Annotated in this window: 24 protein-coding genes, 1 pseudogene and 1 riboswitch; of the genes and pseudogenes, 16 read left to right on the top strand and 9 right to left on the bottom strand. The window is 64.8% G+C overall.

The genetic code is table 11. The features are described from left to right. Positions 1-42: 42 nt before the first annotated feature. Positions 43-1512, top strand: a complete 1470-nt coding sequence (locus B0G74_RS21475) for a glutamate synthase subunit beta (protein WP_132376720.1) — start codon at positions 43-45, stop codon at positions 1510-1512. Positions 1513-1693: 181 nt separating this feature from the next. On the opposite strand, the gene B0G74_RS21480 is transcribed toward B0G74_RS21475, so the two are convergent. After that, on the bottom strand, positions 1694-2989 hold the full coding sequence (locus B0G74_RS21480; RefSeq protein ID WP_342960589.1) for a D-amino acid dehydrogenase: 1296 nt from the start codon (positions 2987-2989) through the stop codon (positions 1694-1696). Next, the gene (locus tag B0G74_RS21485; RefSeq protein WP_132376722.1) at positions 2986-4245 is read right to left on the bottom strand and encodes an MFS transporter; all 1260 of its coding nucleotides are present in this window, start codon (positions 4243-4245) and stop codon (positions 2986-2988) included. The genes B0G74_RS21480 and B0G74_RS21485 overlap by 4 nt, the downstream gene beginning before the upstream one ends. 335 nt (positions 4246-4580) lie before the next feature. On the opposite strand from B0G74_RS21485, the gene B0G74_RS21490 reads away from it, so the two are divergent. Beyond that, positions 4581-5531, top strand: a complete 951-nt coding sequence (locus B0G74_RS21490; protein ID WP_132376723.1) for a tyrosine-protein phosphatase — start codon at positions 4581-4583, stop codon at positions 5529-5531. A 161-nt stretch (positions 5532-5692) separates the two neighbouring features. On the opposite strand, the gene B0G74_RS21495 is transcribed toward B0G74_RS21490, so the two are convergent. Further along, positions 5693-6964 carry an ATP-binding protein gene (locus B0G74_RS21495; protein ID WP_132376724.1) on the bottom strand — a complete coding sequence of 424 codons (1272 nt, stop codon included), beginning with the start codon at positions 6962-6964 and terminating at the stop codon, positions 5693-5695. Next, positions 6961-7701: a response regulator gene (locus tag B0G74_RS21500; RefSeq protein WP_132376725.1), complete on the bottom strand. Its 741-nt coding sequence runs from the start codon at positions 7699-7701 to the stop codon at positions 6961-6963. Before B0G74_RS21500 ends, B0G74_RS21495 begins: the two co-directional genes overlap by 4 nt. 419 nt (positions 7702-8120) lie before the next feature. Between B0G74_RS21500 and B0G74_RS21505 the strand changes: the two genes are divergently transcribed. The 4 genes from B0G74_RS21505 to B0G74_RS21520 all read left to right on the top strand — a co-directional run bounded on the left by B0G74_RS21505 (position 8121) and on the right by B0G74_RS21520 (position 9991). Next, on the top strand, positions 8121-8303 hold the full coding sequence (locus tag B0G74_RS21505; RefSeq protein ID WP_132376726.1) for a hypothetical protein: 183 nt from the start codon (positions 8121-8123) through the stop codon (positions 8301-8303). Between the two features lie 45 nt (positions 8304-8348). Next, positions 8349-8516: a DUF6726 family protein gene (locus tag B0G74_RS21510; protein WP_308706150.1), complete on the top strand. Its 168-nt coding sequence runs from the start codon at positions 8349-8351 to the stop codon at positions 8514-8516. Positions 8517-8519: 3 nt separating this feature from the next. Beyond that, complete coding sequence (locus tag B0G74_RS21515; protein WP_132376728.1) at positions 8520-9233, top strand: hypothetical protein; 714 nt, start codon at positions 8520-8522, stop codon at positions 9231-9233. An 86-nt stretch (positions 9234-9319) separates the two neighbouring features. After that, positions 9320-9991 carry a flagellar basal body L-ring protein FlgH gene (locus tag B0G74_RS21520; RefSeq protein WP_132376729.1) on the top strand — a complete coding sequence of 224 codons (672 nt, stop codon included), beginning with the start codon at positions 9320-9322 and terminating at the stop codon, positions 9989-9991. Positions 9992-10067: 76 nt separating this feature from the next. Here B0G74_RS21520 and B0G74_RS21525 read toward each other — a convergent pair whose 3' ends face one another. From B0G74_RS21525 to B0G74_RS21545, 5 genes and pseudogenes are all read right to left on the bottom strand, one after another. Next, positions 10068-10796, bottom strand: a complete 729-nt coding sequence (locus B0G74_RS21525) for a response regulator (protein WP_132376730.1) — start codon at positions 10794-10796, stop codon at positions 10068-10070. 91 nt (positions 10797-10887) lie between these two features. Beyond that, positions 10888-11529, bottom strand: a complete 642-nt coding sequence (locus B0G74_RS21530) for a hypothetical protein (RefSeq protein ID WP_132376731.1) — start codon at positions 11527-11529, stop codon at positions 10888-10890. A gap of 79 nt (positions 11530-11608) precedes the next feature. Beyond that, a complete protein-coding gene (locus B0G74_RS21535) occupies positions 11609-12079 on the bottom strand; it encodes a hypothetical protein (RefSeq protein ID WP_132376732.1) in 471 nt (156 codons plus the stop codon). A 225-nt stretch (positions 12080-12304) separates the two neighbouring features. After that, positions 12305-13113: pseudogene (locus B0G74_RS21540) on the bottom strand (SDR family oxidoreductase). Beyond that, positions 13110-14861, bottom strand: a complete 1752-nt coding sequence (locus B0G74_RS21545; RefSeq protein ID WP_132376733.1) for an ABC transporter ATP-binding protein/permease — start codon at positions 14859-14861, stop codon at positions 13110-13112. Before B0G74_RS21545 ends, B0G74_RS21540 begins: the two are co-directional and overlap by 4 nt. 381 nt (positions 14862-15242) lie before the next feature. Next, positions 15243-15366: riboswitch (TPP riboswitch) on the top strand. 216 nt (positions 15367-15582) lie between these two features. Here B0G74_RS21545 and B0G74_RS21550 point away from each other — a divergent pair. From B0G74_RS21550 to B0G74_RS21595, 10 genes are all read left to right on the top strand, one after another. Continuing rightward, positions 15583-16713: an FAD-dependent oxidoreductase gene (locus B0G74_RS21550; protein ID WP_132376734.1), complete on the top strand. Its 1131-nt coding sequence runs from the start codon at positions 15583-15585 to the stop codon at positions 16711-16713. Between the two features lie 81 nt (positions 16714-16794). Continuing rightward, entirely contained in the window at positions 16795-16992 is a 198-nt protein-coding gene (thiS, locus tag B0G74_RS21555; RefSeq protein ID WP_132376735.1) for a sulfur carrier protein ThiS, read from the top strand. Between the two features lie 56 nt (positions 16993-17048). Next, on the top strand, positions 17049-17864 hold the full coding sequence (locus B0G74_RS21560) for a thiazole synthase (protein WP_012434521.1): 816 nt from the start codon (positions 17049-17051) through the stop codon (positions 17862-17864). After that, positions 17861-18964 carry a thiamine phosphate synthase gene (gene thiE / locus B0G74_RS21565; protein ID WP_132376736.1) on the top strand — a complete coding sequence of 368 codons (1104 nt, stop codon included), beginning with the start codon at positions 17861-17863 and terminating at the stop codon, positions 18962-18964. The genes B0G74_RS21560 and thiE overlap by 4 nt, the downstream gene beginning before the upstream one ends. A 94-nt stretch (positions 18965-19058) precedes the next feature. After that, entirely contained in the window at positions 19059-19880 is an 822-nt protein-coding gene (locus B0G74_RS21570) for an ABC transporter ATP-binding protein (RefSeq protein WP_132376737.1), read from the top strand. Further along, positions 19877-20644, top strand: coding sequence for a lipid asymmetry maintenance ABC transporter permease subunit MlaE (mlaE, locus tag B0G74_RS21575; RefSeq protein ID WP_132376738.1), 768 nt, complete (start codon positions 19877-19879; stop codon positions 20642-20644). Before B0G74_RS21570 ends, mlaE begins: the two co-directional genes overlap by 4 nt. Positions 20645-20735: 91 nt before the next feature. Then, the gene (mlaD, locus tag B0G74_RS21580; protein ID WP_132376739.1) at positions 20736-21290 is read left to right on the top strand and encodes an outer membrane lipid asymmetry maintenance protein MlaD; all 555 of its coding nucleotides are present in this window, start codon (positions 20736-20738) and stop codon (positions 21288-21290) included. 11 nt (positions 21291-21301) lie between these two features. Then, positions 21302-22309 (top strand): VacJ family lipoprotein, encoded by a 1008-nt coding sequence (locus B0G74_RS21585; RefSeq protein ID WP_132376740.1) that lies wholly within the window; start codon positions 21302-21304, stop codon positions 22307-22309. Positions 22310-22423: 114 nt separating this feature from the next. Beyond that, complete coding sequence (locus tag B0G74_RS21590) at positions 22424-23056, top strand: ABC transporter substrate-binding protein (protein WP_132376741.1); 633 nt, start codon at positions 22424-22426, stop codon at positions 23054-23056. Beyond that, the gene (locus B0G74_RS21595) at positions 23053-23346 is read left to right on the top strand and encodes an STAS domain-containing protein (protein ID WP_132376742.1); all 294 of its coding nucleotides are present in this window, start codon (positions 23053-23055) and stop codon (positions 23344-23346) included. Before B0G74_RS21590 ends, B0G74_RS21595 begins: the two co-directional genes overlap by 4 nt. Positions 23347-23499: the final 153 nt, after the last annotated feature.

Raw genomic sequence — 23499 nt, forward strand, 5'->3', positions numbered from 1 at the left:
GGGTCCAGATCACCCCTAGATACAGATAGAGAAGAGAACCACATGGGCAAGGCAACCGGTTTTCTCGAGTTCGAACGCCGCCACGAGGCGTACGAAGCTCCGCTCACGCGTGTGAAGCACTACAAGGAATTCGTCGCAGCACTGACCGACGAGGAAGCGAAGATTCAAGGCGCGCGTTGCATGGACTGCGGCATTCCGTTCTGCAACAACGGCTGCCCGGTGAACAACATCATCCCGGACTTCAACGACCTGGTGTTCCATCAGGACTGGAAGAACGCGATCGAAGTGCTGCACTCGACGAACAACTTCCCCGAGTTCACGGGCCGCATCTGCCCGGCGCCGTGCGAGGCGGCGTGCACGCTCGGCATCAATGACGACCCGGTCGGCATCAAGTCGATCGAACACGCGATCATCGACAAGGCATGGGCCGAAGGCTGGGTTGCGCCGCAGCCGCCGAAGCACAAGACCGGCAAGAAGGTCGCCGTGGTCGGTTCCGGCCCCGCCGGTTTGGCCGTCGCGCAGCAACTCGCGCGCGCGGGGCACGATGTCACCGTGTTCGAAAAGAACGACCGCATCGGCGGCTTGCTGCGTTATGGCATTCCCGACTTCAAGCTGGAGAAGTGGCTGATCGATCGCCGCATGCGTCAGATGGAAGCCGAAGGCGTGACGTTCCGCGCGGGCGTGTTCATCGGCAAGCCAGATTCGCTGCCGGCGCACATCGGCAACACGGCGAAGGAAACCGTCACGCCGGATCAGCTGAAGGAAGAATTCGACGCCGTGGTGATCGCTGGCGGTTCGGAAACGCCGCGCGATCTGCCGGTGCCGGGCCGCGAGCTGGAAGGCATCCACTACGCGATGGAATTCCTGCCGCAACAGAACAAGGTCAATGCCGGCGACAAGGTCGCGAACCAGCTGCTCGCGAAGGGCAAGCATGTGGTCGTGATCGGCGGCGGCGATACGGGTTCGGACTGCGTGGGCACGTCGAATCGTCACGGCGCGAAGAGCGTCACGCAGTTCGAACTGCTGCCGCAACCGCCGGAAGAAGAGAACAAGCCGCTCGTGTGGCCGTACTGGCCGATCAAGCTGCGCACGTCGTCGTCACATGACGAAGGCTGCTCGCGTGATTGGGCGGTCGCGACCAAGCGCCTCGAAGGCAAGAACGGCAAGGTCGAGAAGCTGATCGCGGCGCGCGTCGAATGGAAGGACGGCAAGATGCAGGAAGTGCCGGGCTCCGAATTCGAAATGAAGGCCGATCTGGTGCTGCTCGCCATGGGCTTCACGCAGCCGGTTTCGCCGGTGCTCGAAGCGTTCGGCGTCGACAAGGATAATCGCGGCAACGTGCGTGCCTCGACCGAAGGCGACAAGGCCTATTACACGTCGGTTGACAAGGTGTTCACCGCGGGCGACATGCGCCGTGGTCAGTCGCTCGTGGTGTGGGCGATTCGTGAAGGCCGTCAGTGCGCGCGTTCGGTCGATGCGTTTTTGATGGGGCATTCGGAACTGCCGCGGTAAACGTCTCCGTCGGTTTTTCACGCTCTGACTGTGGCGTGGAAACCGGCTACTGCTTGCAGGAAGAGGTGGAGACGACAATGTGCGCCGTCAGCGGCACATCGAGCGGTAAAAAATGAAGCCGGGCACCTGAGAGGGTGACCCGGCTTTTTAATGTCTGCGCGACGCGGCGCTATGTGCGTGCCTACCCGCGAGACTTGCCATACCGCACCAACGTCAGCCCGTCGAGATCGATCTCCGGCTTGCGGTGCGTGATCAAATCCGCCACCACGCGTCCCGAACCCATTGACATCGCCCAGCCCGTCGATCCATGTCCGAGGTTCAGCCACAGTTTTTCCACGCCGGACGGACCGAGCAGCGGCGCGCCATCGGGTGTCATTGGACGGCGGCCCACCCAGAAATGCGCGGACGTAGGATTGGCCGCGTGCGGGAACCAGTCGCTCAGCACTTTCATCAGCGTTTGCAGGGCCTGTTCGCGCAAGGTGGTCTGGCGATTGCCGAGTTCCGCGGTGCCGGCCACCCGAAGATTGTTGCCAAAGCGCGTGATCGCCGTTTTCAGCGATTCGTCCATCAGCGCGCCGCGCGGGGCTTTTTCTTCATCGGTGACGGGCAGCGTCGCCGAGTAGCCTTTCACCGGATAAAGCGGCACCTTCACGCCGAGCCGCGCGAGCAGCGCCGCACTGTCGACGCCCAGCGCCACCACCACGGCATCCGCGTACAGCATCTCCGCGCCGCGTTCGCTCTCGATACGCACCGCGCGCACCGCACCGCCTTGCACATCGAGCGACGTAACGCGCGTGTCGAAACGGAAGCGCACGTCGCTGCGTTCACAGATGGCGCGCAACTCGCGCGTGAAGCGGGCGCAATCGCCGGCTTCGTCCTCGGGTAGATAGAGGCCCGAGAGCGGCGCCTGACGTGCCCAGCTCAAACCCGGCTCGATCTCGACACATTGCGCCGCGCTGACTTCCCGATGCGCGATACCCGCATCGCGCAACACGGCGAGCGCAGGCTGCGCGAGTTCGACGTCGTACTCGCTGCGGAACAACTGCAGATAGCCCTGGCTGCGGCCGTAGTCGAAGGGATAGCAGGCGCGGAATTCGTGCAGGCAGTCGCGGCTGTAGTAAGCAATGCGCTGCATGCGCTGCTTGTTGACGCGAAACCGTTCGAGGTCGCATTCGCGCAGCCAGCGCGCGATCCAGCGCCATTGAGCCGGATCGAAGGTCGGACGGAAGATCAGCGGCGAGGCCGGTTTGAACAGGTATTTGAGAATCTTCGTCGGCATGCCGGGCGCGGCCCAAGGCGTCACATAGCCCGGCGCGATCACGCCGGCGTTGCCGAAACTGGTGGAGAGCGCGACGTCCGGCTCGCGCTCGATCACGGTGACTTCGCAGCCCTGCTGGCGCAGGTAAAAAGCCGTGGCGACGCCGATGACGCCGCCGCCCAGAACAATCGTTTTCATGTGTGTGTACTGCGGATTCAGGCGGCGGTGCGGGTCGCGCCGAGTACCTTGCCCTTGGTTTCAGGCAGACACAACGCGGCGACGATCACGAGCAGATAGCCCGAGCCGGCCACGATGCCCATTGCCTTCACCAGCGTCATGGTTTGCGACAGTGTACCGACCAGAATCGGAAAGAACGAGCCGAGTCCGCGCCCGAGGTTGTAGCAGAACCCTTGTCCCGAACCGCGTATCGCGTTCGGATAAAGCTCCGACAGGTAAGCGCCCACGCCCGCGAAAATCCCTTGCACCACAATGCCGAGCGGAAAGCCGAGCGCGAGCATCATGCCGTCGGTGATCGGCAGCATGGTGTAGAACATGCCGAGTACGAAAGAGCCGATCGCAAACAGCACGAACGACGCGCGCCTGCCGATCTTGTCGCACAGTATCGCGCCGACGATATACCCGGTGAACGAACCGACGATCAGCACGATCAGGTAGCCACTGGTGTTGAACACCGACAGATGGCGCACGGTTTTCAGATAGGTCGGCAGCCAGGTGGTGATCGCGTAATAGCCGCCGAGCATGCCAGTGCACAGCGCACTGCCGAGCAAAGTGGTTTTGAGGTGATCGCCCGAGAAGATCTGCAGGAAATGCGAGGTGTCGAAACCGCTCTCACGAGCGCGGCGCGTTTCGAGAAAAATATCCGGATCGCTCACGTTGCGGCGAATGTAGATGATCCACGCGGCGGGCAGCAGGCCGATCCAGAAGCAGGCGCGCCATGCGTATTGCTCCGGCAGCAGCGCGAAGAACGCCCAGTAAATGATGGCCGCAGCCGCCCAGCCGAACGACCAGCTGCTCTGCACGGTGCCCACGGCTTTCGCGCGATGCTGAGGCGAGCGAATGGTCTCGGCCATCATGATCGTCACGACCGACCATTCACCGCCGAAGCCGATGCCTTGCAACGTGCGCGTGGTGAGCAACTGCCAGAACGAATGCGTGAAGCCGGACAGAAAGGTGAAGAGCGCGAAGGTGGCGATGGTCCACTGCAGCACGCGGATACGGCCGTAGCGGTCAGCGAGAATGCCGGCAAGCCAGCCGCCCACCGCCGACGAGATCAGCGAACTGGTGGCGATCATGCCGGCTTCGCTTTTGGTCATGCCCCATGTCGCGATCAGCGTCGGAATGAGGAAGGAGTAAATCATGAAGTCGAAGGCGTCGACCGCATAACCGCCGAAGCCGGCGTACAGAGTGCGGCGTTCTCGTTGTGTCAGTTCGGTGAACCATTGGAGAGAAGGCATGTTTTGTTGTGGTCTCCAGGGCTTGTTGGCCTGCCGTCGGCGTGAATGTGGGGTGTTTGTATTCTACGGGGATGGGGCGTCGTGGGGCCAGTTGTGGTCAAAAATGGCAGGGAACGGTAAGAAACCGATAACAGATGAAATGCCGGCGAAATCAGGCCGAGGAAAGGCCAGACCCACAGCCAGGCTGGCGATCGCGCTGTTCGGGCGATACGCGCGAAGATCTTTTTCCTTACCAACTACTACCGTGTAACCCAAACAATATTTGCCGTGGTTAAACTGCGCTCGCAGCGCCGATGCTGCGACTAATCCACTCACGCCCGCGACAGCCACGCCGAATGCCCGCTACCGCAAAAACCTGCTCGCCATCCCGTCGCTCCGCGAGCACGTTCCCGCGGGCAAGCCAGATCTCAGACGAGGCGCCGCTGGCCTCGCGCCGCACTTTTCTGAAGCGCTCAGCCAGTGTGCTGCTGGTTTCCGGCATGGGCAGCTCGCTGCTGTCCGCGTGCGGCGGCGGCAACCTCGACGCCGATCAGCCGGCCACGCCGCGCCTTGCGTCGGTCGACAACTTCCGCGATCTGGCGGGAGCGGCCGCGGGTTATCCGACCGTCGACGGCAAGCAGATGCGCCGAGGCGCGTTCTATCGCGCGAACGCATTGACGCTCAACGCCACCGATCAGGCCACGATAGACCGGCTCGGCATTGCCTCGGTCTACGATCTGCGCACGCCCGGTGAAATCGCGCGCACCGCTGATATCTTGCCGGGTGGCGCGACTAGCCAGACGCTCAACGTGCTCGGCATCACGGACTTCGTGGCGCAGCCCTTCGATACGGCGGGTGCCGCCGTCGCGTTCATGGAGGCGCAGGCGCGCGGCTACGTCACCGGCGCCGCGCAGCGCGCCGCTTACGGTGCGCTGCTGACGAGGCTCGCCGACGGGCCCGGCGCGCAACTCTTTCACTCCAACGCGGGCAAGGACCGCGCTGGCTGGGTCGCGGCGCTTCTGCTCAGCATCGCGAACGTTCCGCTCGACGTCATCATGCAGGACTATTTGCTGAGCAACGTCTATCTGGTGCCGTCGATCAAGGCGCAAACCGACAGGTTGCGCGCGCAGGACGGCGACGCCGTCGCGTCGGCCGAAGCGCCTTTGATGAATGTTCAGGAAAATTATCTGCAGGCCGGGTTCGACCAGGTGCAGGCGAGCTACGGCACGATGATGAGCTATCTGACGCAAGGCCTCGGCGTCGCGCAGACGACCATCGACACTTTGCACAGCCGCTTGGTGGTCTGAGACGTCCACGCCGCGCGCTCGAAGCAGGCAAAAAAAGTCCGCCCCAAGTGACTGGGCGGACAGAGAAGGGCGGCATCGAGGTTGCCGGGGGCGACTATAAAGCCGCCGCGCCTGTGATGGTTCATGCAGTAAGGGCGCGTAAGCGCCCGCCCAACTCTCTCTCACGTCAACGCCGGCACCACCGGCAATTCGATCCGCACTTCCAGGCCGCCCTGCGCGTGATTGCGCACGTGACACCGTCCGCCGCGATCGTGCGCGAGCCGCGCGACGATCGCGAGGCCGAGGCCGCAATGGCCTTCGCCGCCACGCGCGGCGTCGAGCCGGACGAACGGCTTCATCGCGGCGGCGATGCGGTCGTCGGGGATGCCGGGACCGTGGTCGCGCACGCTGATCACCCAATGGCCGTCAGTGCGGGCGGTGACGATATCCACCGGCGGCGCACCGTGTTCGAGCGCGTTATCGACGAGGTTCGTGACCAGCCGGTCCAGCAACGTGCGCGGCAGCGTGAAAGCTGAACCGGCGCGCAGATCGAGCGTGAAGAGCGGCGTTTCGGTGCTGTCGCTGGCGGAGAACTGTTCCTGCAAAAAGTCGTCGACTTCGACCGGCGGCCCGGTGTCGGCGGACTGGCCCGCGAATTCGAGAAACTGCTGGACGATATTGGTGAGCGAGTCGACATCGCGAATCAGACCGGCGCGTTCACTTTCGGCGACCAGCACGCTCGCGCGCAACTTCAGGCGGGTGAGCGGCGCCTTAAGGTCGTGCGCGACGCCGGCCAGCATCACGGCCTGGTCGTCGCCCGCCTCGTTCAGGCGCCGCATCATGTCGTTGAACGAACCGATCAGATCGCGCAATTCGCGTGGGCCCTGCACCGTCACGGGTTCCGGACGGCCGCCCGAGCCGAATGCGCGCGCGGCGTCGGCGACGCGCGAGAGCGGCCGCTGCATCTGCCAGACCGCGAACAGCGAGAGGATCAGCGCGGCGAGCAGCATCGAGATCGCCTCGATCAGGAAGCGCGGGCGCGGCGGCACGTCGACCGGCACCACGACCCAGTTCGACTTGCCGGGAAACAGCACCCATAACTGCGGCGGGCGCAGGTCGTCGACGGCGATCTGCGTGCCGGGCGGCAGGTTCTCGCGCAGATGCCGGCTCAGTTCTTCCAGCGGACGCTGGGTCGGCTGGTGCAGATGCACGCTCGCCGGCATGTTCCAGGTGGGCACGAGATGCACGCGCATGGCGGGCGCGAGCGCGGCGCCTTTCATCGGCTCGCCGTTGATGGCTTGCAGCACCAACAGGATGCCGCGCGCGAAGCCGTCGATTTCATGGCGCGGCGGCTGCATCACCACCAGCACGAACCAGCCGGCCTGAATTGCGAACAACACCGCCGCCGAGAGTAACGCCATTCTGCCGAACAGCGTGTTCAGCGGGTTTTTCATGCGCTTGCGGCGGCCTCGTCGGCGAAGGGCGTGCCGTCGGCGTCGGGCACGAAGACGTAGCCTTTGCCGCGCACCGTCTGCACGTAGCAGGGATTCGACGGGTCGTCTTCGATCACGCGGCGCAGGCGCCAGATCGGCACGTCGAGGCTGCGGTCGCGGAAGGCGAGATTGTCGCGATGCACGAGATCGTGAATCAGCACGCGCGACAGCACCTTGTACGGATTGTTGACGAAGATCTTCAGGAGCGCGAACTCACTGTCGCGCAGCGCCAGCTTCGAGTTGTCGCGGCACAGCGAACGCGTGGCGAAGTCGAGTTCGAACGGGCCGAATCGGTACGGCTTGCGGGCTTCCGGCGCGCTCGTGGTGGACGGCCCGCGCCGGCGCAGCACCGTGTGGATGCGGGCCAGCAATTCGCGCGGATCGAACGGCTTGGTCAGGTAGTCGTCCGCGCCCAGCGAAAGCCCGACGATGCGGTCGGCCACGGTGCCGCGCGCCGTCACGAAGATCACCGGAATGTCGTCGCCGGCGGCGCGCAGCGCGGTGAGCGCGCGCAAGCCGTCGGTGTTCGGCATCATGATGTCGAGCACGACGACGGACGGCCGTTCGCGTTCGAGCCGGCGTTGGAGATGCGTGCCGTCGTGGAGCACGGACGCGTCGAAGCCGTTCGATTGCAGAAACTTGCAAAGTAGATCGCGTACGACCGGATCGTCGTCGACGATGAGGACCTGTGGATTCATGGCGAAATTTTAGACTGGCGCGCGTGACGCGCGGCCGACTGTTTTCTTACCAATGCTTACGGCATGCCGCGCCGCTTCGGGGGGCTCGCTTGTCAGGCCCGCCACGCAAGGCTCGCGGCATATTTCAGCGGCGCCATATCTGGCGATACGCGCAGTGGTGCTGAAGTCGTTTCGCATCGCCAACATCCCTCCGAAGAAAGAATTTGCGCGTATCTGCAACCGGTCGAAACAGGTCGCAACGGGTAGGAACAGGTCGTAAGAACCGGTGGAAAGCGCGCTTTCCTTCGTGCATCGGCACTGCGTGGTCGGCGAGATGATTCGTCGTGCAGTACGTTGCGCCGCATGCTGAAAACAGCCTAACGCCTTGGGCCCACGGCAAGCGGCGTGAAATCGAAACCTAGCGCCACGCGAGGCTCACCATGACCGTTCCAAGCAATCTCACTTCAACCCGCTTTTCTTCCTTGGCGCCGATGCCGCCGGCCGAAAGGCCCGCAGCCGCCAACAACTCGGGCGCCGCCGGGCAAGCCAAGGAGTCCGCCACCCAGCCGCAGCCGTCGCTGCCCGCCGGGCTCGTCGGGCACCACGTCAATACGACAGCCTGACGTACCGAGGCCCATGTGTCGACCCCGAGAATTCTTCACCGCTTCATGCGTGTCGTTGCGTGGTTGACGCTCGGCGCGGCGCTGCTGCCCCTGGGTGGCTGCGCCGTTGCCGCGCTGCCGTGCCGGCTGACTTCGGCCACGCTGAAAATCATCCCGGTCGTCGGCCATGCCGCGGCCTCGCCGTTCGACATGTGCTCATCCGCCATCGACTGAATCATGACACTCAAACGGATTGTCTGCGCGCTGGCGTTGCTGGGCGGCGTGCTGTCGTCGAGCGCCGAAGCGCAACCGCCCGCGCGCGACGCGAGTGCGGCGAGCACCGCGTCGAAAGAGCCTTCCGTCGATGCACGGCGGCGCCCGCAAGACGCGCCGTTCGCGTTTCGTGGCATCGCGCTCGGCATCACGCTCGACGAATTCCGCGCGGGCTCGAGCGTGCGGGCGACGCCGCTCGGCAGCGTGCCGGTCTGCGAGACGGACGTGCAGGCGGGCGCGCTCGGCATGCGGCTCAAGTCGCACGACAGTCTCACGGTGGCATGCCGCTGGGCGCATCGCGCGGACAACGGCTGGGCGGTGTCGCAGGCGGTGGTCGATGGCGCACCTGCGTTAGAGCACGTGCTGCGCTTCGCGCGCGTGGACGGGCAAAGCGCGCTGCATCTGTACGAGATTTCTTTCGTGATCGACGAGATCACCGCCGAGGACTTGCGCGACGCGCTCGCGGACCACTACGGGCCGCCGCGTCTCGCGACGCAGAACGTGTCGGCGTCCGGCGCGATGCCCACCTATGTCTGGGAAAACGCCGTGAGTTCGATCACGTTGTGCTTTCTGCCGGGCACGCGCAACGGCACGCTCACTTATCTGCTGAAGGGCTCGGACGCGTGGGTGAAGTCGGTCGTGCGGCAATGGCAGGCGAGCGGCGCGGAGGCGGGTTGATGCGCGGCACGAGTGTGGCCAATGAGTGGGCCAATGAGTGGGCCAATGAGTATGGCCACCAGGCCCGTTTCGAACAAGGAGCATGCATGACTGCGCTACGTCTGACTGTCGCGCTGGGCGCGGCGGCTTGCCTTGCGGCTTGCGCGAGCCACCAGCAAAACTCGATCGTCGATACGCCGATGGCGCCGCCGCTCGCCTCGGCGCCGCTGAACGTCAACACGCAAGGCGCGATCTATCAGGCGGGCACGCCGTTGCTGCTGTACGAAACGCCGCGCGCCCAGCATATCGGCGACGTGCTGACGATCCGTCTCGCGGAATCGTATAGCGGCAACAACAGCGCGACCGCGGCGGCGAGCCGTTCGAGCAGCATTACCGCCGACGCCGCCGACCAGTCCACCAATGCCGCCGCGCGGCTCGCGCGCCTGTTCAACATCGGCTCGGCGAGCACTGAATACAAAGGGCAGGGCAATATCACCGACATCAGCGGCATGAGCGGCACGCTCGCCGTCACTGTGATCGGCACGATGTCGACCGGTAATCTCGTGGTGTCGGGCGAGAAGGTGATTGCGATGAGCGGCAACCGCGACCGGCTGCGCCTGTCGGGCATCGTCAATCCTAAGGATATCGAAGCGGGCAACTACGTGGCGTCGAGCAAGGTTGCGAACGCGCGCATCGAACAGGCGGGCGTGGGGATGGTGTCCGACTCCACGACGATGGGGTGGCTGCAGCGAATGTTCATGAGCGTGCTGACGTTCTGAGCCGGCGACGACGCGTTGGATACCTGAAACGCAAGAGATGCATGAAGTGGGATGTTCGTCGCACTTCATGCACGCGTCAGGCGCTGCGTTCGGCCGCGCCGATTTCACCGTCCGGCACGAATACGTAGCCGCGTCCCCACACGGTTTGCACATAGCGCGGCTCGGACGGATCCACTTCGATTAGCCGGCGCAAACGCCAGATCGAGACGTCCAGGCTGCGGTTGCGATGCAGCTCGCTATTGCCGTGCAGTTTCTCCAGCAACTGCGCGCGCGTGAGCACGGTCATCGCGTGGCTGACGAATACCTTCAGCATGGCGAATTCGCTCGAGCGCAGCGTGATGCGCTCGCCATCGCGGCGTAATTCGCGCGCTGGGAAATTCACTTCAAAACGGCCGAAGCGGTACGGCGCGCGCTGCTCCGGCGCGCTCGGCGCAATACCGCCGCGACGGCGCAGCACGGTGCGAATCCGCGCGACCAGTTCGCTCGGTTCGAAGGGCTTGCCGAGATAGTCGTCCGCGCCGAGTTCGAGGCCGATCACGCGATCGATCGGATCGGAGCGCGCGGTCAGCAGAATCACGGGAATGTCGTCGCCGGCCACCCGCAAGGCGCGCAGCGCGCTGATGCCGTCGAGCTCCGGCATCATGATGTCGAGCACGATCAAGGCGGGACGCTCGTCCTGCAAGCGACGCTGCAGCGCCATGCCGTGCTCGAGCGTGTCAACTTTGAAGCCGCGCCCTTGCAGATAGCCGCTGACGAGCTCACGTACGACGGGGTCGTCGTCGACGACCAGAATGGATTGGTTCATTCAGGTCATCTTAGAGAACGGCGCGGGCGGAGCAAAGCGCGTAACGCTTTCGAATCCTTTCCCGTGTAAGAGAAAGCAAGAGCCCGCGTGCCTAGTTCGCCTGGGAGGTCTGAATGGTCTGCAGCGGCTGCCGCGCGAAGTCGGTTCGATCGACCACCATTCGCTCGATCAGGCCGTTGAGCTTGGTTGACGCCGAAGAGAAGCGATCGGTGTTCAGGCCGCCGGTCTGATAACGGGCCGTGACGAGAATGCGGCCGTTCTGAATCAGCGTCAGGTCGATGATCGACAGATACTGGATCGTTTCGTCGCTGAACGAGCGGCGGCCATAATCGATCGCGGCGTTGTAAACGAGGCGCGCTTCGCAGCCGGCGGGCGAGGTGCCCGGATTGTAGACGTCCGAACGAATCCCGCGCCGGTCAAGCGCGAGTTGCAGCGCCGGCACGAAATCGCCGACCGACACGTTCTGATTCACTTCGATGCAGACGTTACTCACCTCGGCCGGCCGGCCGTTGACGAAGGTCGGCGACGAATAGTTCGCGGCGATCGCGTAGCCCGCCTGAATCACGGAGCCGGTGGCATCGGCGGCCTGGATCAGCGTCCAGGCGCAGCCGTTCAGACCGACCGCCAGTGTGGCGGAAACGGCGAGCCACGCGCAGGGACGCCGCAACGTGACCCACGCGGCGCGCGAGGCTCGCGTGAAAGCATAAGCGTGCATGCTCGGCATGAAGGTCATGAGGCGGTGCCTGGTGGCGGTCAGTGGATGCGGTGAATCGCGGCGAATCACCGCGGATAGCTGCGCGCTGGATCGAGCGTCAGCGCGTGACGCGCAGGCGCAGTTCGTTTTGACCTTGCACGCTTGCCGTGACGCTGATGCGCCGCTCGGCGGTGGTGACGATGAAATGCTGGCGCGTCGGTGTGTTGACGTCGTGCACGACGTTCGGGAAGCAGGCGGCGATATCAGCGCCGAACTCTTCAAGCGGATCGGTGACGACGCCGTCGGCTTGCCAGTGCGCGCGCCAGTGGCAATCGTAGGCGTGCGTGTTGGCGCGGCAGTCGTCGGCGCTCGACGTGCCCGGCAGTTGCGCGGCGGCTTGGGTTTGCAACTGCCGGAAATCGGCGGCGTCGACGATGTGCTTGAGCGCGGGGCAAACGTCGGCCGGCTTGTTGGCCGGATTTGCCTGAGTCGCCTGGGCTGCGTGCGCGGCGCTCGTGACGAGCAGCGCGGCGCCGAGAGCCAGCGCGAGACGCTGGGCCAAAGGATGGGAGCGGCGATCGAATGACATGGGCGGAGAATCCAGTAGCGATGAATGACGTGGGGCAGGACGTGGTACGGCCCGCACGACTATCGTCGCCGCTGGGGGGCATTTCCAAAGCGCGGAACAGCTTGCCCGCTTCGCAAATGCTTTCGAACTCTTCTCGCGTGTTTCGGGATGTTGCGGGTATTGCCTGGGATCGCGAAGGGATGCGGCGGAGGACTTGTGGTTGGCGTAGCCTGACTCGCCAGTCACTCAACCAAGCGTGAGACCACCGTCTACATGAATCACCTGGCCGGTGATATGACGCGCTTCGTCAGAGAGCAGGAACGCGATCAACGCGGCGACATCCGCCGGTTCGGCGACATGCCCGAGCGGCGTCGCTTCAGCAGCCCGAGTCCACACCGATGCATTATCGGCACTCGGCCCGCGATCTTTACGGGTATAGCCGGGCGCCACGCAATTGACCGTCACGCCGTGCGGTGCCAGTTCGGCGGCTGCGGTTTTCGCCAGCGACTCGAGCGCTGCTTTGGCGGCGGCCGTCGCGGCAAACGGCGCGTCCGCGCGATAGCGGTGCGCAACGAACGAACTGAGCGCGATCACGCGGCCGCGCTTCGAGGTTCAAGTGCGGGTGTCGCGCGTTTGACGAGCGCCGCGAAGGCGGCGGGCATCGCCGCAAAGGCTGCGCCGAGCGCGTCGGGATCGAGCGCATTCAGCGTTTGGCGCTGGGCGTGTCCCGCGTTGGCGACGACTTGATCGAGTGCGCCGAAGCTCGCCAGCGTTTGATGGACCACATGTTCCGCGGCCCCGCGTTCGGCGAGGTCGCCAAACACCGTCGCGCAGCGCGCGCCGTTCGCGCTGCAATCGACGGCGACTTGCGCAAGCCGTTCACGCGCGTCGTGATCGGCGCCGCGTGCGTGCAACATCAAGGCCGAGCGTGGCGCGGCGATGCGCCGGGCCAACGCCGCGCCGATGCCGGAACCCGCACCGGTGATCAGCACGACGCGTTCGAAACCGGCGCTGCCGGCGTCGTTCAGGTCACTCACGCGGCTCATGGTGGTCATGCCGCGACCGCTTCACCCGAGCGCTCGACTTCGAGCGTCTCGTCATGGAATGCAGCCAGCGACTCGCGATGCGCAACGCTGACAATCGCCGCCTTCGGCAGCCGCTCCGTGAACAGGCGATACAGACGCGCTTCGTTTTCCGCGTCGAGCGCGCTGGTCGCTTCGTCGAGGAACAGATAGTCCGGCTTGTGCAGCAGCACGCGCGCGGCGGCGAGGCGCTGTTGCTCGCCCGGCGAGAGAATGCGGGTCCAGTGTCCCGATTCCTGCAGACGGTCCGCGTATTCCGACAGATGGCACACGATGAGCGCTTCGCGGCATTCGTCGTCCGTGTAGGTGTCGACGGCGGACGGATAGGCGAGCGCGGCTTTGAGCGTGCCGATCGGCATGTAGCTCACCTGCGGGATGAACATCATGCGCGCGTTGACCGGGGCGTCGATCGAGCCGTCGCCGAACGGCCACAAGCCGGCGAGGGCGCGCATCAGCGTGCTCTTGCCCGAGCCCGACGGGCCGCGCACCAGCCAGCGCGAGCCCGGCTGAATCGCGACATCGCGAATGCGCGACAACGGGTTGCCGTTGGGCAGGGCGAGCTTGAGGCCGTCGGTGGAGAGCTTGTCTTCGTCGACGAAATGCAGATTGATGCCGCCATGCGCGGTAGCCGGCGAGACCGATTCCTTCAGACGCGGCGCGTGCACGACCCGCTTGAATTCACGCAGCCGGTTCACCGTGGCGCGCCATTCGACCAACGTGCCGTAACTGTTGATGAACCACGAGAACGAATCGCTGACGGTGCCGAATGCGCTGGAGATCTGCATCAGCACGCCGAACGTGAAGGCGCCGGCGAAGTAGCGCGGCGCGGCGACCACCAGCGGGAAGATGATCGCGATCTGACCATAGAAGCTCAGCACGAACGTGAGCCGCTTGGTGTACTTCATCACCTGCCACCAGTTGTCGCGGATGCGGCCGAACAGCGAGTGCGCGTTCGTCTTCTCGGTGTCCATGCCGTTGTAGAAGGCGATCTGTTCGGCGTTTTCACGCAGACGGATCAGGCCGAAACGGAAATCGGCCTCGACTTTCTGCGCCTGGTAGTTGATCGGCACGAGCGGATGGCCGACCTTCTGGATGATCAGCGAACCGACCACGGCGTAAAGCGCCGCGGCCCACACCATGTAGCCGGGAATCTCGATCGGCATGCCGCCGAGCGAAATGGTCAGCGCGCCGGCGAGCGACCACAGGATCGTGATGAACGATACCAGCGTGACGACGGTGGACAGCAGGTCGAGCGTCAGCGAAAGGGTGCTGGTGGCGAATGACTGCAGGTCGTCGCTGATCCGCTGGTCGGGGTTGTCGGCGAGGCGATCGCGTTCGATCCGGTAGAACGCGCTGTCCTTCAGCCACTCGTTCAGATAGCGCGTGGTCAGCCACTGGCGCCAGCGGAAGCCGAGCATCTGGCGCAGGTAGCGGCCGTACACCGCTAGGATGATGAAGCCGAACGCGAGCGCCGAGAACACCATCAGCAGATGCGGGAAGTCGTGCACGTTCTTGGTTTGCAGCGCGTTGTAGAAGTCGGCGCTCCAGCGGTTCAGGCGCACGTTGATCCACACCACGAGCAGATTCATCACGATGATCGCGATGAGCAGGCCCCATGCCGTTTTTCGTTCTTCGGAAACCCAGTAGGGTTTGATCAGGCTCCAGGCGGAGACTTTTTCGTCCGGCGGCAGCACGGGGGTGGCAGAGGTATTCGGTGTCATGAGCATCCTGAAGTAGTGCTGGCCCATTCGGGCTGACCCATCGGGGCAGGCCCGTCTGCGGGCTGCCCTGCGGCGGGTTTGCGGTACATGCCCGGGCGTCGTGCTCGACGAACGCACGCCTGGGTGAGCGTCAGATTCTGGCGTGAAGCCCTTAAGCGAAAATTAATTTGCGCCGCGAGGCCCCGCGCCCGGTGCCGCTGCGAACATGGCGGGACGGCGTGCCGCCCGCGCCGCGTTCGTGCGGCATCCTGTGCTGGCATTGTGCCAGAGCGCCGCCTTCGGCCGTATTGATAACGTGAAAGATGGTGCCGGATCAAATCGCGCGCGACGCGGCCAGCCGCTGGTTTGCGGGCGCCGCGCCTTTTATGGTCTAATGACCTTCGACGAAAACAGGGGTGCTTCGCGCACAGGCGGCATGGTTTTCATGGCGCAGCGGCGAGGCTGAGAGACACCCTTTGCACCCGATCCGGGTAATACCGGCGCGGGAAGTTTCCGGAAGCAGCCAGTCTTCCATTCCCCGCCGGGCAGCGTCCGTCATTGGAACGCGCATTGCCCGGCCGGCCTCACCCGCCGGTTTCGTCCTGGGTACGTGCGTTTTTTTGCCGTACGGAAAGGACTCGATGACCGCCTATTCTTCAGATATGTGTTTTGCTCTTCGTCACGCCGCCGTCGGCGCGCCGTGCTTCAGCTTTGCTTGCCGTCCTGAAACGGAGTGTGCGCGATGACGCGTCCTGCACAACCCGATTTCGCGGTGCTCGGCGGCGGCCTGTGCGGGCGGCTGGTGGCGTGGCGTCTCGCCGGGCAGGGGCATGGCGTGGCGCTCTATGAGCGTGGCGACGCCGCTGGTACGCAATCGGCCGCGTGGGTCGCCGCGGCCATGCTGGCGCCGCTCGCGGAAGCCGCCAGCGCCGAGTTGCTGATCACGCGCTTAGGCGCGAGTTCGCTCGAAACCTGGCCGCAAGTGCTGGCCGAACTTCCTGAGCCAGTGTTCTTTCAACGCAATGGCACGCTGGTCGTCTGGCATCACGCCGACCGTACCGAAGCACCGCTGTTCGAGCGCCGGGTGCGCTCGAATGCCCCGGCTGAGTTGCTGGACGGTGGCTTCGTCACGCTCGCGGGCGCGCAGCTCGGCGCCGCCGAGCCTGCTTTGGCGGGACGCTTCAATCAGGGCTGGCTGTTGCCGCGTGAAGGTCAACTGGATAACCGTCAGGTGCTGACCGCACTGGCCGCGGGCCTCGCGCAACGTGGTGTCGACACGCACTGGAATACGCCCGTCGACGATCGCGCGCTGCCGCCCGCACGCATCACGATCGACTGCCGCGGCCTCGGCGCGAAGCCCGTGCTGCCTACGTTGCGCGGCATTCGCGGCGAAGTGGCGCGCGTGCATGCGCCCGGTATCAAACTGACGCGGCCGGTGCGGCTGCTGCATCCACGCTATCCGCTCTACATCGCGCCGAAGCAGAACGATCTCTACGTGATCGGCGCGACCGAAGTGGAAGGCGAGGACATGTCGCCGGTCAGCGTGCGTTCCGCGCTCGAACTGCTGAGCGCGGCGTTTTCCGTGCATCCCGGCTTCGGCGAGGCACGCATTCTCGAATTGAATTCGCAGTGCCGCCCAACTTTGCCGGACCACCGTCCGGCCTTGCTGTGGGACGGCGCGCAGACACTGCGCGTGAACGGCCTGTACCGGCACGGCTACATGATCGTGCCCGAAGTCGCCGACGAAGCCGTGCGCTTCGCCGCGGCGCTGCTCGACGGTCACATCGGCGACGCCGATGCCTTCGCCGACTGGCAGCGCGATGCGCGCTGGAGCGAACTCTTTCAACTGGACTCCGCGCGGGAGCCGGCATGAGCGTTGCGCGAATGGTCTTTACCCAATCGAGCGCTATACGCCACGCCGCTTTCGCCATCGACTGAAACGTATTCGAACACCATGGACATTCATATCAATCAGAAGCCGTTGTCGCTGCCCGAAGGCGCGACTGTCGCCGACGCGCTCACCGCGTTCGGCGCGCGTCCGCCGTTCGCGGTCGCGCTGAACGGCGACTTCGTGGCGCGCACCCAGCATGCGGCGCGCGCGCTGCGCACGGGCGACAAGCTCGATGTCGTGCAACCCGTGGCCGGCGGCTGAGCGCCCGCCACGCATTGCCGGAACGCCGATTGCCGGAGACAAACAGGATGATGCAAATGACTTCCCCCCAAACCGCCGACGCGCTCACGCTCTACGGCCAGACCTTCGCGAGCCGCGTGCTGCTCGGTACTTCGCGCTATCCGTCGCTGCAATCGCTGTCCGATTCGATCGACGCGGCGCGGCCCGGCATGGTGACCGTCGCGTTGCGCCGGCAGATGAACGAAGGCGGCGCCGAAGCCGGCTTCTTCGACCTGCTCAAGCGCCACGGCGTGCCGCTCCTGCCGAACACGGCCGGCTGCCTGACGGTCGGCGAGGCGGTGACGACCGCGCACATGGCGCGCGAAATCTTCGAGACCGAGTGGATCAAGCTCGAACTGATCGGCGACGACTACACGCTGCAGCCCGACCCGGTCGGCCTGATCGAAGCGGCCGCACAACTGGTCAAGGACGGCTTCAAGGTGCTGCCGTATTGCACCGAAGACCTGGTGATCGGTCGCCGTCTGCTGGACGCCGGTTGTGAGGCGCTGATGCCGTGGGGCGCGCCGATCGGTACCGGCAAGGGCGTGATCAATCCGTATGGCTTGCGCGTCTTGCGTGAGCGGCTGCCGGACGTGCCGCTGATCGTCGACGCTGGCCTCGGCGTACCGTCGCATGCTGCGCAGGTCATGGAATGGGGTTTCGACGGTGTGTTGCTGAACACGGCGGTTTCGCAGGCGACGCACCCCGACGCGATGGCGCGCGCCTTCGCGCTGGGCGTCGAAGCGGGCCGCCAGGCTTTTCTGGCGGGGCCGATGGCCGAGCGCGAAAGCGCGCACGCGAGCACGCCGGTGGTCGGCATGCCGTTCTGGCATCAAGACGGGAGCGCCGCATGACACAGACGTTGACATTGAAAGACCGCGACCTGTTCTGGCCGCCCGCCGACGAACTCACCGAAGCCACCGAGCGCATCCGCGCCCGGCTGGGCGACTGGCCGCCGACGCATGCGCCGTGGCGCATCTGCCTGACCGCGCCGGACGAACCGAACGGCGGCGATCTGATCGTCATCGCCGACGCGCAGCAGCATGGCGAGCAGGTGGCGCGCTGGCTGGTGCGGGGCGCCGGCGTGATCGAAGCCGCTGAAGACAAGGCCACGCTGCATCTGGGCGGCGAAAAATACCGCCTCGAAGGTCATCTGGCGGAAGACTGGATTGCCGCGCTGGCGGCTTTCCTCGACTGCGGCTTCGACCCGCATGACGCGCTGGTGTTGGCGCTGGCTTGGCGCGACGGCGATGAAACCCGCACCGACGACGCCTTTCCCGCCGATCTCAGCCATTTCCCGCGTCTGGCCGGCTTGCCCGACGCGCCGGCCCAGGCGTTCGCGCGCTGCCCGGACCGGCTCGGCCTCTATCCGGTGCTGCCGACGGCGGAATGGGTTGAACGCGTGGTGGGCTTCGGCGTGAAGACCGTGCAGTTGCGCCGCAAATCGGCCGAACCCGTCGATGAACTGAAGCGCGAAATCGCCCGCTGCGTGGCCGCCGGCCGTGAGCACGACGCCCAGGTGTTCATCAACGACCACTGGCAGGCCGCGCTCGAGGCCGGCGCATACGGCGTCCATCTCGGTCAGGAAGACGTGCATACGGCTGACCTCGCCGCGCTCGCGGCGGGAGGCGTCCGCCTGGGCCTGTCGACCCACGGTTTCTACGAGATTCTGAAAGCGCTGCATTTTCGGCCGAGCTACATTGCACTGGGCGCGGTGTTTCCGACCACCACCAAGGTCATGCCGACCGCGCCGCAGGGCCTGAAGCGTCTAGCCCGCTACGTGCGGCTGCTCGACGGCGTGGTGCCGCTGGTGGCGATCGGCGGGATCGATATGCAGGTGCTGCCCGACGTGCTGGCGACGGGCGTCGGTTGCGCGGCCGTGGTGCGGGCAGTAACGGAAGCAGCGGATCCTGCCGCCGCCGTTTCTGCACTGCAACAAGCGTTTGCGCAATAATCGTCACGTTTAGTCAAGGGACGGGGCAGCCTCAGGGCAACTTTTGCACGATGGCCCTATAATTCGCCTTCCGTGTAAAAGGACTGTCCGTTTCGTGTCTTCCTCTCCCGAGACCTTACTCGAGCTGCGCGACGTCGACTTCGGTTATGGCGACCGGCTCGTCCTGTCGAACCTGAATCTGCGCTTCAAGCGCGGCCAGGTAGTCGCGGTCATGGGCGGGTCGGGCTGCGGCAAGACCACGGTGCTGCGCCTGATCGGCGGCCTGGTGCGCGCGCAGCGCGGCCAGATCCTGTTCCAGGGCCAGGACGTCGGCCGGCAAACGCGCGACGGCCTGTACGCGCTGCGCCGCAAGATGGGCATGCTGTTCCAGTTTGGCGCGCTGTTCACCGACATGTCCGTGTTCGAAAACGTCGCCTTCGCGCTGCGTGAGCACACCGACCTCCCCGAAGAACTGATCCGCGACCTCGTGCTGATGAAGCTCAACGCGGTCGGTCTGCGGGGCGCGCGCGATCTGGCGCCTTCGGAGATTTCGGGCGGCATGGCGCGGCGTGTCGCGCTGGCTCGCGCCATCGCGCTCGATCCCGAACTGATGATGTACGACGAGCCGTTCGCCGGCCTCGATCCGATCTCACTCGGCATCACCGCGAACCTGATTCGCGCGCTCAATCAGGCGCTCGGCGCCACCTCGATTCTCGTCACGCACGACGTGCCGGAATCGTTCGCGATCGCCGATTACGTCTACTTCCTCGCCAACGGCGGGGTTCACGCCGAAGGCACGCCCGCCGAACTGCGCGCGTCGACCGATGCCACCGTGCGTCAGTTCATCGACGGCGCGCCGGACGGCCCCTTCAAATTTCACTATCCCAGCAAGACGCCGCTCGCGGCGGACTTCGGCATCGGCGGAGGTCAGTCATGATCAGTGCGATCGGCCGCTCGGTGATCGACGGGCTGGGCACGGCCGGCTACGCCACGCGGTTTTTCTTCAGGCTGCTGCTCGAATTTTTCCCGTTGTTGCGCCGTCCGCGTCTTGTCACGAAGCAGATCCACTTCGTAGGTAACTATTCGCTGGTGATCATTGCCGTGTCGGGCCTGTTCGTCGGCTTCGTGCTCGGCCTGCAGGGCTATTACACGCTGAACCGGTACGGCTCCGAGCAGGCGCTCGGCCTGCTGGTCGCGCTGTCGCTGGTGCGCGAACTCGGTCCGGTGGTCACGGCGCTGCTGTTCGCCGGGCGCGCCGGGACGTCGCTCACCGCCGAGATCGGCTTGATGAAGGCCGGCGAGCAACTGACCGCGATGGAAATGATGGCGGTCGACCCGGTCAAGGTCGTGGTCGCGCCGCGCCTGTGGGCGGGCATTATTTCGATGCCGATCCTCGCCGCGATCTTCAGCGCGGTCGGCGTGTTCGGTGGTTATGTGGTGGGCGTACTGCTGATCGGCGTCGATGCCGGCGCGTTCTGGTCGCAGATGCAAGGCGGCGTCGATGTCTGGCGCGATGTCGGCGCCGGGGTCGTCAAGAGCGTGGTATTCGGGCTCGCGGTGACGTTCGTTGCGCTGTTTCAAGGCTATGAAGCCAAGCCGACGCCGGAAGGCGTGTCGCGCGCCACGACCAAGACGGTCGTGTACGCGTCGCTTGCGGTGCTCGGCCTCGATTTTCTGCTGACCGCACTGATGTTCAGCTAAGACTGCGCTGCGCGTTTTCCGCCGGCGACGCGTCACTGGGCGCGCGCGGCGGGGAGTATCGGCGGCGTGGCGGATTCACTTTGGGATGACGATGAAAAAGACTGCTGCTCTCGACTTCTGGGTCGGCCTGTTCGTGGTGCTGGGTTTCGTGGCGTTGCTGTTTCTCGCGCTGAAGGCCGGCAACATGAGCTCGTTGTCGTTCCAGGCAACGTATCCGGTCAAGCTCAAGTTCGACAATATCGGCGGACTGAAGGCGCGCGCGCCCGTGAAAAGCGCCGGCGTGACGGTTGGCCGCGTCGATTCGATCGGCTTCGACAGCAACGCCTACCAGGCCGTCGTCACGATCGACCTCGACAAGCAGTACCAGTTTCCGAAAGACACCTCGGCGAAGATCCTGACCTCGGGTCTGCTCGGCGAGCAATACATCGGGCTCGAACCCGGCGGCGACACCGAAATGCTCAAGGCGGGCGACACCATCTCCATGACGCAGTCGGCGATCGTGCTGGAAAACCTCATCGGCCAATTTCTGTACAGCAAGGCCGCGGATTCGGGTGCGTCCAAACCTGGCGCGGCGACGGGCACGCCCGCGCCTGCGGCGGCGCCGGCGGCGCCGAGCTTGCCCGCCTCCGGCGCGGCCGCTCAATAAGGAGAACAAGAATGCAGACCACACGCATCAGCGGCGCGCGCGCCTTCCAGGCCGGTAAGCTGGCGGTAGCCGCAGCGCTGCTCGCCGGCTGTTCGACGGTGCAGACGCCGACCAAGGGCGACCCGCTCGAAGGTTTGAACCGCACCATCTTCACGGTCAACGACAAGCTCGATCAGTACGCGCTCAAGCCGGTCGCGAAGGGCTACGTGTTCATCACGCCGCAGCCGGTGCGCGACAGCGTGACGAACTTCTTCTCGAACATCGGCGACGTCTACATTGCGGCAAACAACCTGCTGCAGTTGAAGATCACCGACGGTGTCGAAGACATCATGCGGATCGTGATCAACACCGTGTTCGGCGTGGGCGGCCTGTTCGACGTGGCGACGCTCGCCAAGCTGCCCAAGCACGACAACGACCTCGGCCTCACGCTGGGCCACTACGGCGTGCCGGCGGGCCCGTATCTCGTGCTGCCGCTGTTCGGGCCGAGCACCGTGCGCGACGCGGTCGGCTCGATCGGCAACTACTATGTGAATCCGCTCAGTTACATTCATCCGGATGGTCTGAGCTGGGCGCTGTACGGCTTGAACATCGTCAACACGCGCGCGAATCTGTTGAATGCGAGTGATGTGCTGGAAGGCGCCGCGCTCGACAAATATTCGTTCGTGCGTAACGCGTATTTGCAACGCCGTCAGTATCTGCTGTCGGATGGCAAGCAGTCTGCGGCGCTCCCCAACTACGGCGACGAAGCGCCGCTGCCGAAGTACGACGACGTCGACAGCGGCGCGGCGGCTGGTGCGGCGGGCACGCAGGGTGCTGCTGCCGCGAAGGCGGCTTCGGGTGCGACCGCGGCAACGCCGCCGCAAGCCGCATCGGCCACCGCTGCCGCGCCAGAGGCCGCTTCGGGTAGCTCGGAATCACCGCCGCTGGACCTGAACGGCGGCCCTGAGACGACGCAGATCCCGGCCGGTCAACTGGTCCCGCCCACGCGTTTCAACTTTCCGTCATTCAAATTGCGTTGATCGTACGGCCGTAACAGATCGATACGACTCTCGCAGTTTGCGCATGGATTGCTGCTGAACTCGCGTGCTAATGTCGGTTCAAACGGTTGCACTATTTTTAAGGCAAGGCTTCAAATGAAAAAATTCTTCCTGATTCCGCTGTTCGCCGCGTTGTTCTCGTTTGCTAGTGCCGGTGCATCGGCACAAACGGTCGACACCAATTCGCCCGACGGCATGGTCAAGACGGTCACCCAGCAGGTGATCGACGCAATTCGTGCAGACAAGTCGATCCAGCAAGGTGACATCTCGCACATCACCAAGCTGGTCAACGAAAAGATCCTGCCGTACACGGATTTCCGCCGCACCACGCAACTGGCGATGGGCCGCAACTGGCGCACCGCTACGCCGGAGCAGCAAAACGCGGTGGTCGAGCAGTTCAAGATGCTGCTGATCCGTACGTACTCGGGCGCGTTGGCTCAGGTGCGCGATCAGGAGATCCAGTACAAGCCGTTCCGCATGAACCCGGACGACACCGACACGGTGGTGCGCTCGGTTGTGATGAACAACGGCTCGCCGATCGAACTCGACTACCGTCTGTACAAGACGCCGCAAGGCTGGCGCGTGTATGACATCAACGTGCTCGGCGCATGGCTGATCCAGGCGTACCAGCAGCAGTTCAACGAGCAGATCCAGCAGAAGGGCGTGGACGGACTGATCCAGTTCCTCACGCAGCGCAACCAGCAACTCGCCGCGGGCAAGCAGTCGTGAGCGAAGTGCTGAGCCCCGTCGTCAGCCGCTTCGAGAGCGGCGCGACGCTGACCCACGCGAGCGCGAATGCCGCGCTCGCGGCGGGTTTGCAACGTATCGCGGCGGGCGCGACGGGCGTGGACTGCGCACCGCTCGCGCAGTTCGATTCGTCCGCGCTGGCCGTCCTCCTCGCGTGGCAGCGTGCCGCCCAGGCACGCGGTGCCGCGTTCGAGATCGTCAATCTGCCGGCTGGTCTCGCCAGTCTCGCGCAAGCCTACGGCGTCGATACCCTCATCGCCGCGCGACATTGACGCTCTAACGCGTCACATCCAAACACCTCCTGCTGAGATAGGGCTACAGATTTTTGCCCTATAATCAAACGTTTTTTGGGGCACATAACCGGCCCCAATTCCGTTCCTTCCAGCATTTGTGCGCCCTCCCAGGGCTCCTTTAGGCGCCGCGAC

It is taken from the genome of Paraburkholderia sp. BL9I2N2 (genome assembly GCF_004339745.1).
Lineage (GTDB): Bacteria > Pseudomonadota > Gammaproteobacteria > Burkholderiales > Burkholderiaceae > Paraburkholderia.

Bases quoted from the DNA above. Each gene is read 5' to 3' on its own strand.
- B0G74_RS21505 (WP_132376726.1), top strand. From the start codon at position 8,121: ATGACCGTTCCAAGCAATCTCACTTCAACCCGCTTTTCTTCCTTGGCG.
- B0G74_RS21515 (WP_132376728.1), top strand. From the start codon at position 8,520: ATGACACTCAAACGGATTGTCTGCGCGCTGGCGTTGCTGGGCGGCGTG.
- B0G74_RS21525 (WP_132376730.1), bottom strand. From the start codon at position 10,796: ATGAACCAATCCATTCTGGTCGTCGACGACGACCCCGTCGTACGTGAG.
- B0G74_RS21545 (WP_132376733.1), bottom strand. From the start codon at position 14,861: ATGACACCGAATACCTCTGCCACCCCCGTGCTGCCGCCGGACGAAAAA.
- mlaD (WP_132376739.1), top strand. From the start codon at position 20,736: ATGAAAAAGACTGCTGCTCTCGACTTCTGGGTCGGCCTGTTCGTGGTG.
- B0G74_RS21495 (WP_132376724.1), bottom strand. From the start codon at position 6,964: ATGAAAAACCCGCTGAACACGCTGTTCGGCAGAATGGCGTTACTCTCG.
- thiE (WP_132376736.1), top strand. From the start codon at position 17,861: ATGACACAGACGTTGACATTGAAAGACCGCGACCTGTTCTGGCCGCCC.
- B0G74_RS21510 (WP_308706150.1), top strand. From the start codon at position 8,349: ATGCGTGTCGTTGCGTGGTTGACGCTCGGCGCGGCGCTGCTGCCCCTG.
- mlaE (WP_132376738.1), top strand. From the start codon at position 19,877: ATGATCAGTGCGATCGGCCGCTCGGTGATCGACGGGCTGGGCACGGCC.
- B0G74_RS21550 (WP_132376734.1), top strand. From the start codon at position 15,583: ATGACGCGTCCTGCACAACCCGATTTCGCGGTGCTCGGCGGCGGCCTG.
- B0G74_RS21490 (WP_132376723.1), top strand. From the start codon at position 4,581: ATGCCCGCTACCGCAAAAACCTGCTCGCCATCCCGTCGCTCCGCGAGC.
- B0G74_RS21560 (WP_012434521.1), top strand. From the start codon at position 17,049: ATGACTTCCCCCCAAACCGCCGACGCGCTCACGCTCTACGGCCAGACC.
- B0G74_RS21520 (WP_132376729.1), top strand. From the start codon at position 9,320: ATGACTGCGCTACGTCTGACTGTCGCGCTGGGCGCGGCGGCTTGCCTT.
- thiS (WP_132376735.1), top strand. From the start codon at position 16,795: ATGGACATTCATATCAATCAGAAGCCGTTGTCGCTGCCCGAAGGCGCG.
- B0G74_RS21535 (WP_132376732.1), bottom strand. From the start codon at position 12,079: ATGTCATTCGATCGCCGCTCCCATCCTTTGGCCCAGCGTCTCGCGCTG.
- B0G74_RS21530 (WP_132376731.1), bottom strand. From the start codon at position 11,529: ATGACCTTCATGCCGAGCATGCACGCTTATGCTTTCACGCGAGCCTCG.
- B0G74_RS21475 (WP_132376720.1), top strand. From the start codon at position 43: ATGGGCAAGGCAACCGGTTTTCTCGAGTTCGAACGCCGCCACGAGGCG.
- B0G74_RS21590 (WP_132376741.1), top strand. From the start codon at position 22,424: ATGAAAAAATTCTTCCTGATTCCGCTGTTCGCCGCGTTGTTCTCGTTT.
- B0G74_RS21585 (WP_132376740.1), top strand. From the start codon at position 21,302: ATGCAGACCACACGCATCAGCGGCGCGCGCGCCTTCCAGGCCGGTAAG.
- B0G74_RS21485 (WP_132376722.1), bottom strand. From the start codon at position 4,245: ATGCCTTCTCTCCAATGGTTCACCGAACTGACACAACGAGAACGCCGC.
- B0G74_RS21500 (WP_132376725.1), bottom strand. From the start codon at position 7,701: ATGAATCCACAGGTCCTCATCGTCGACGACGATCCGGTCGTACGCGAT.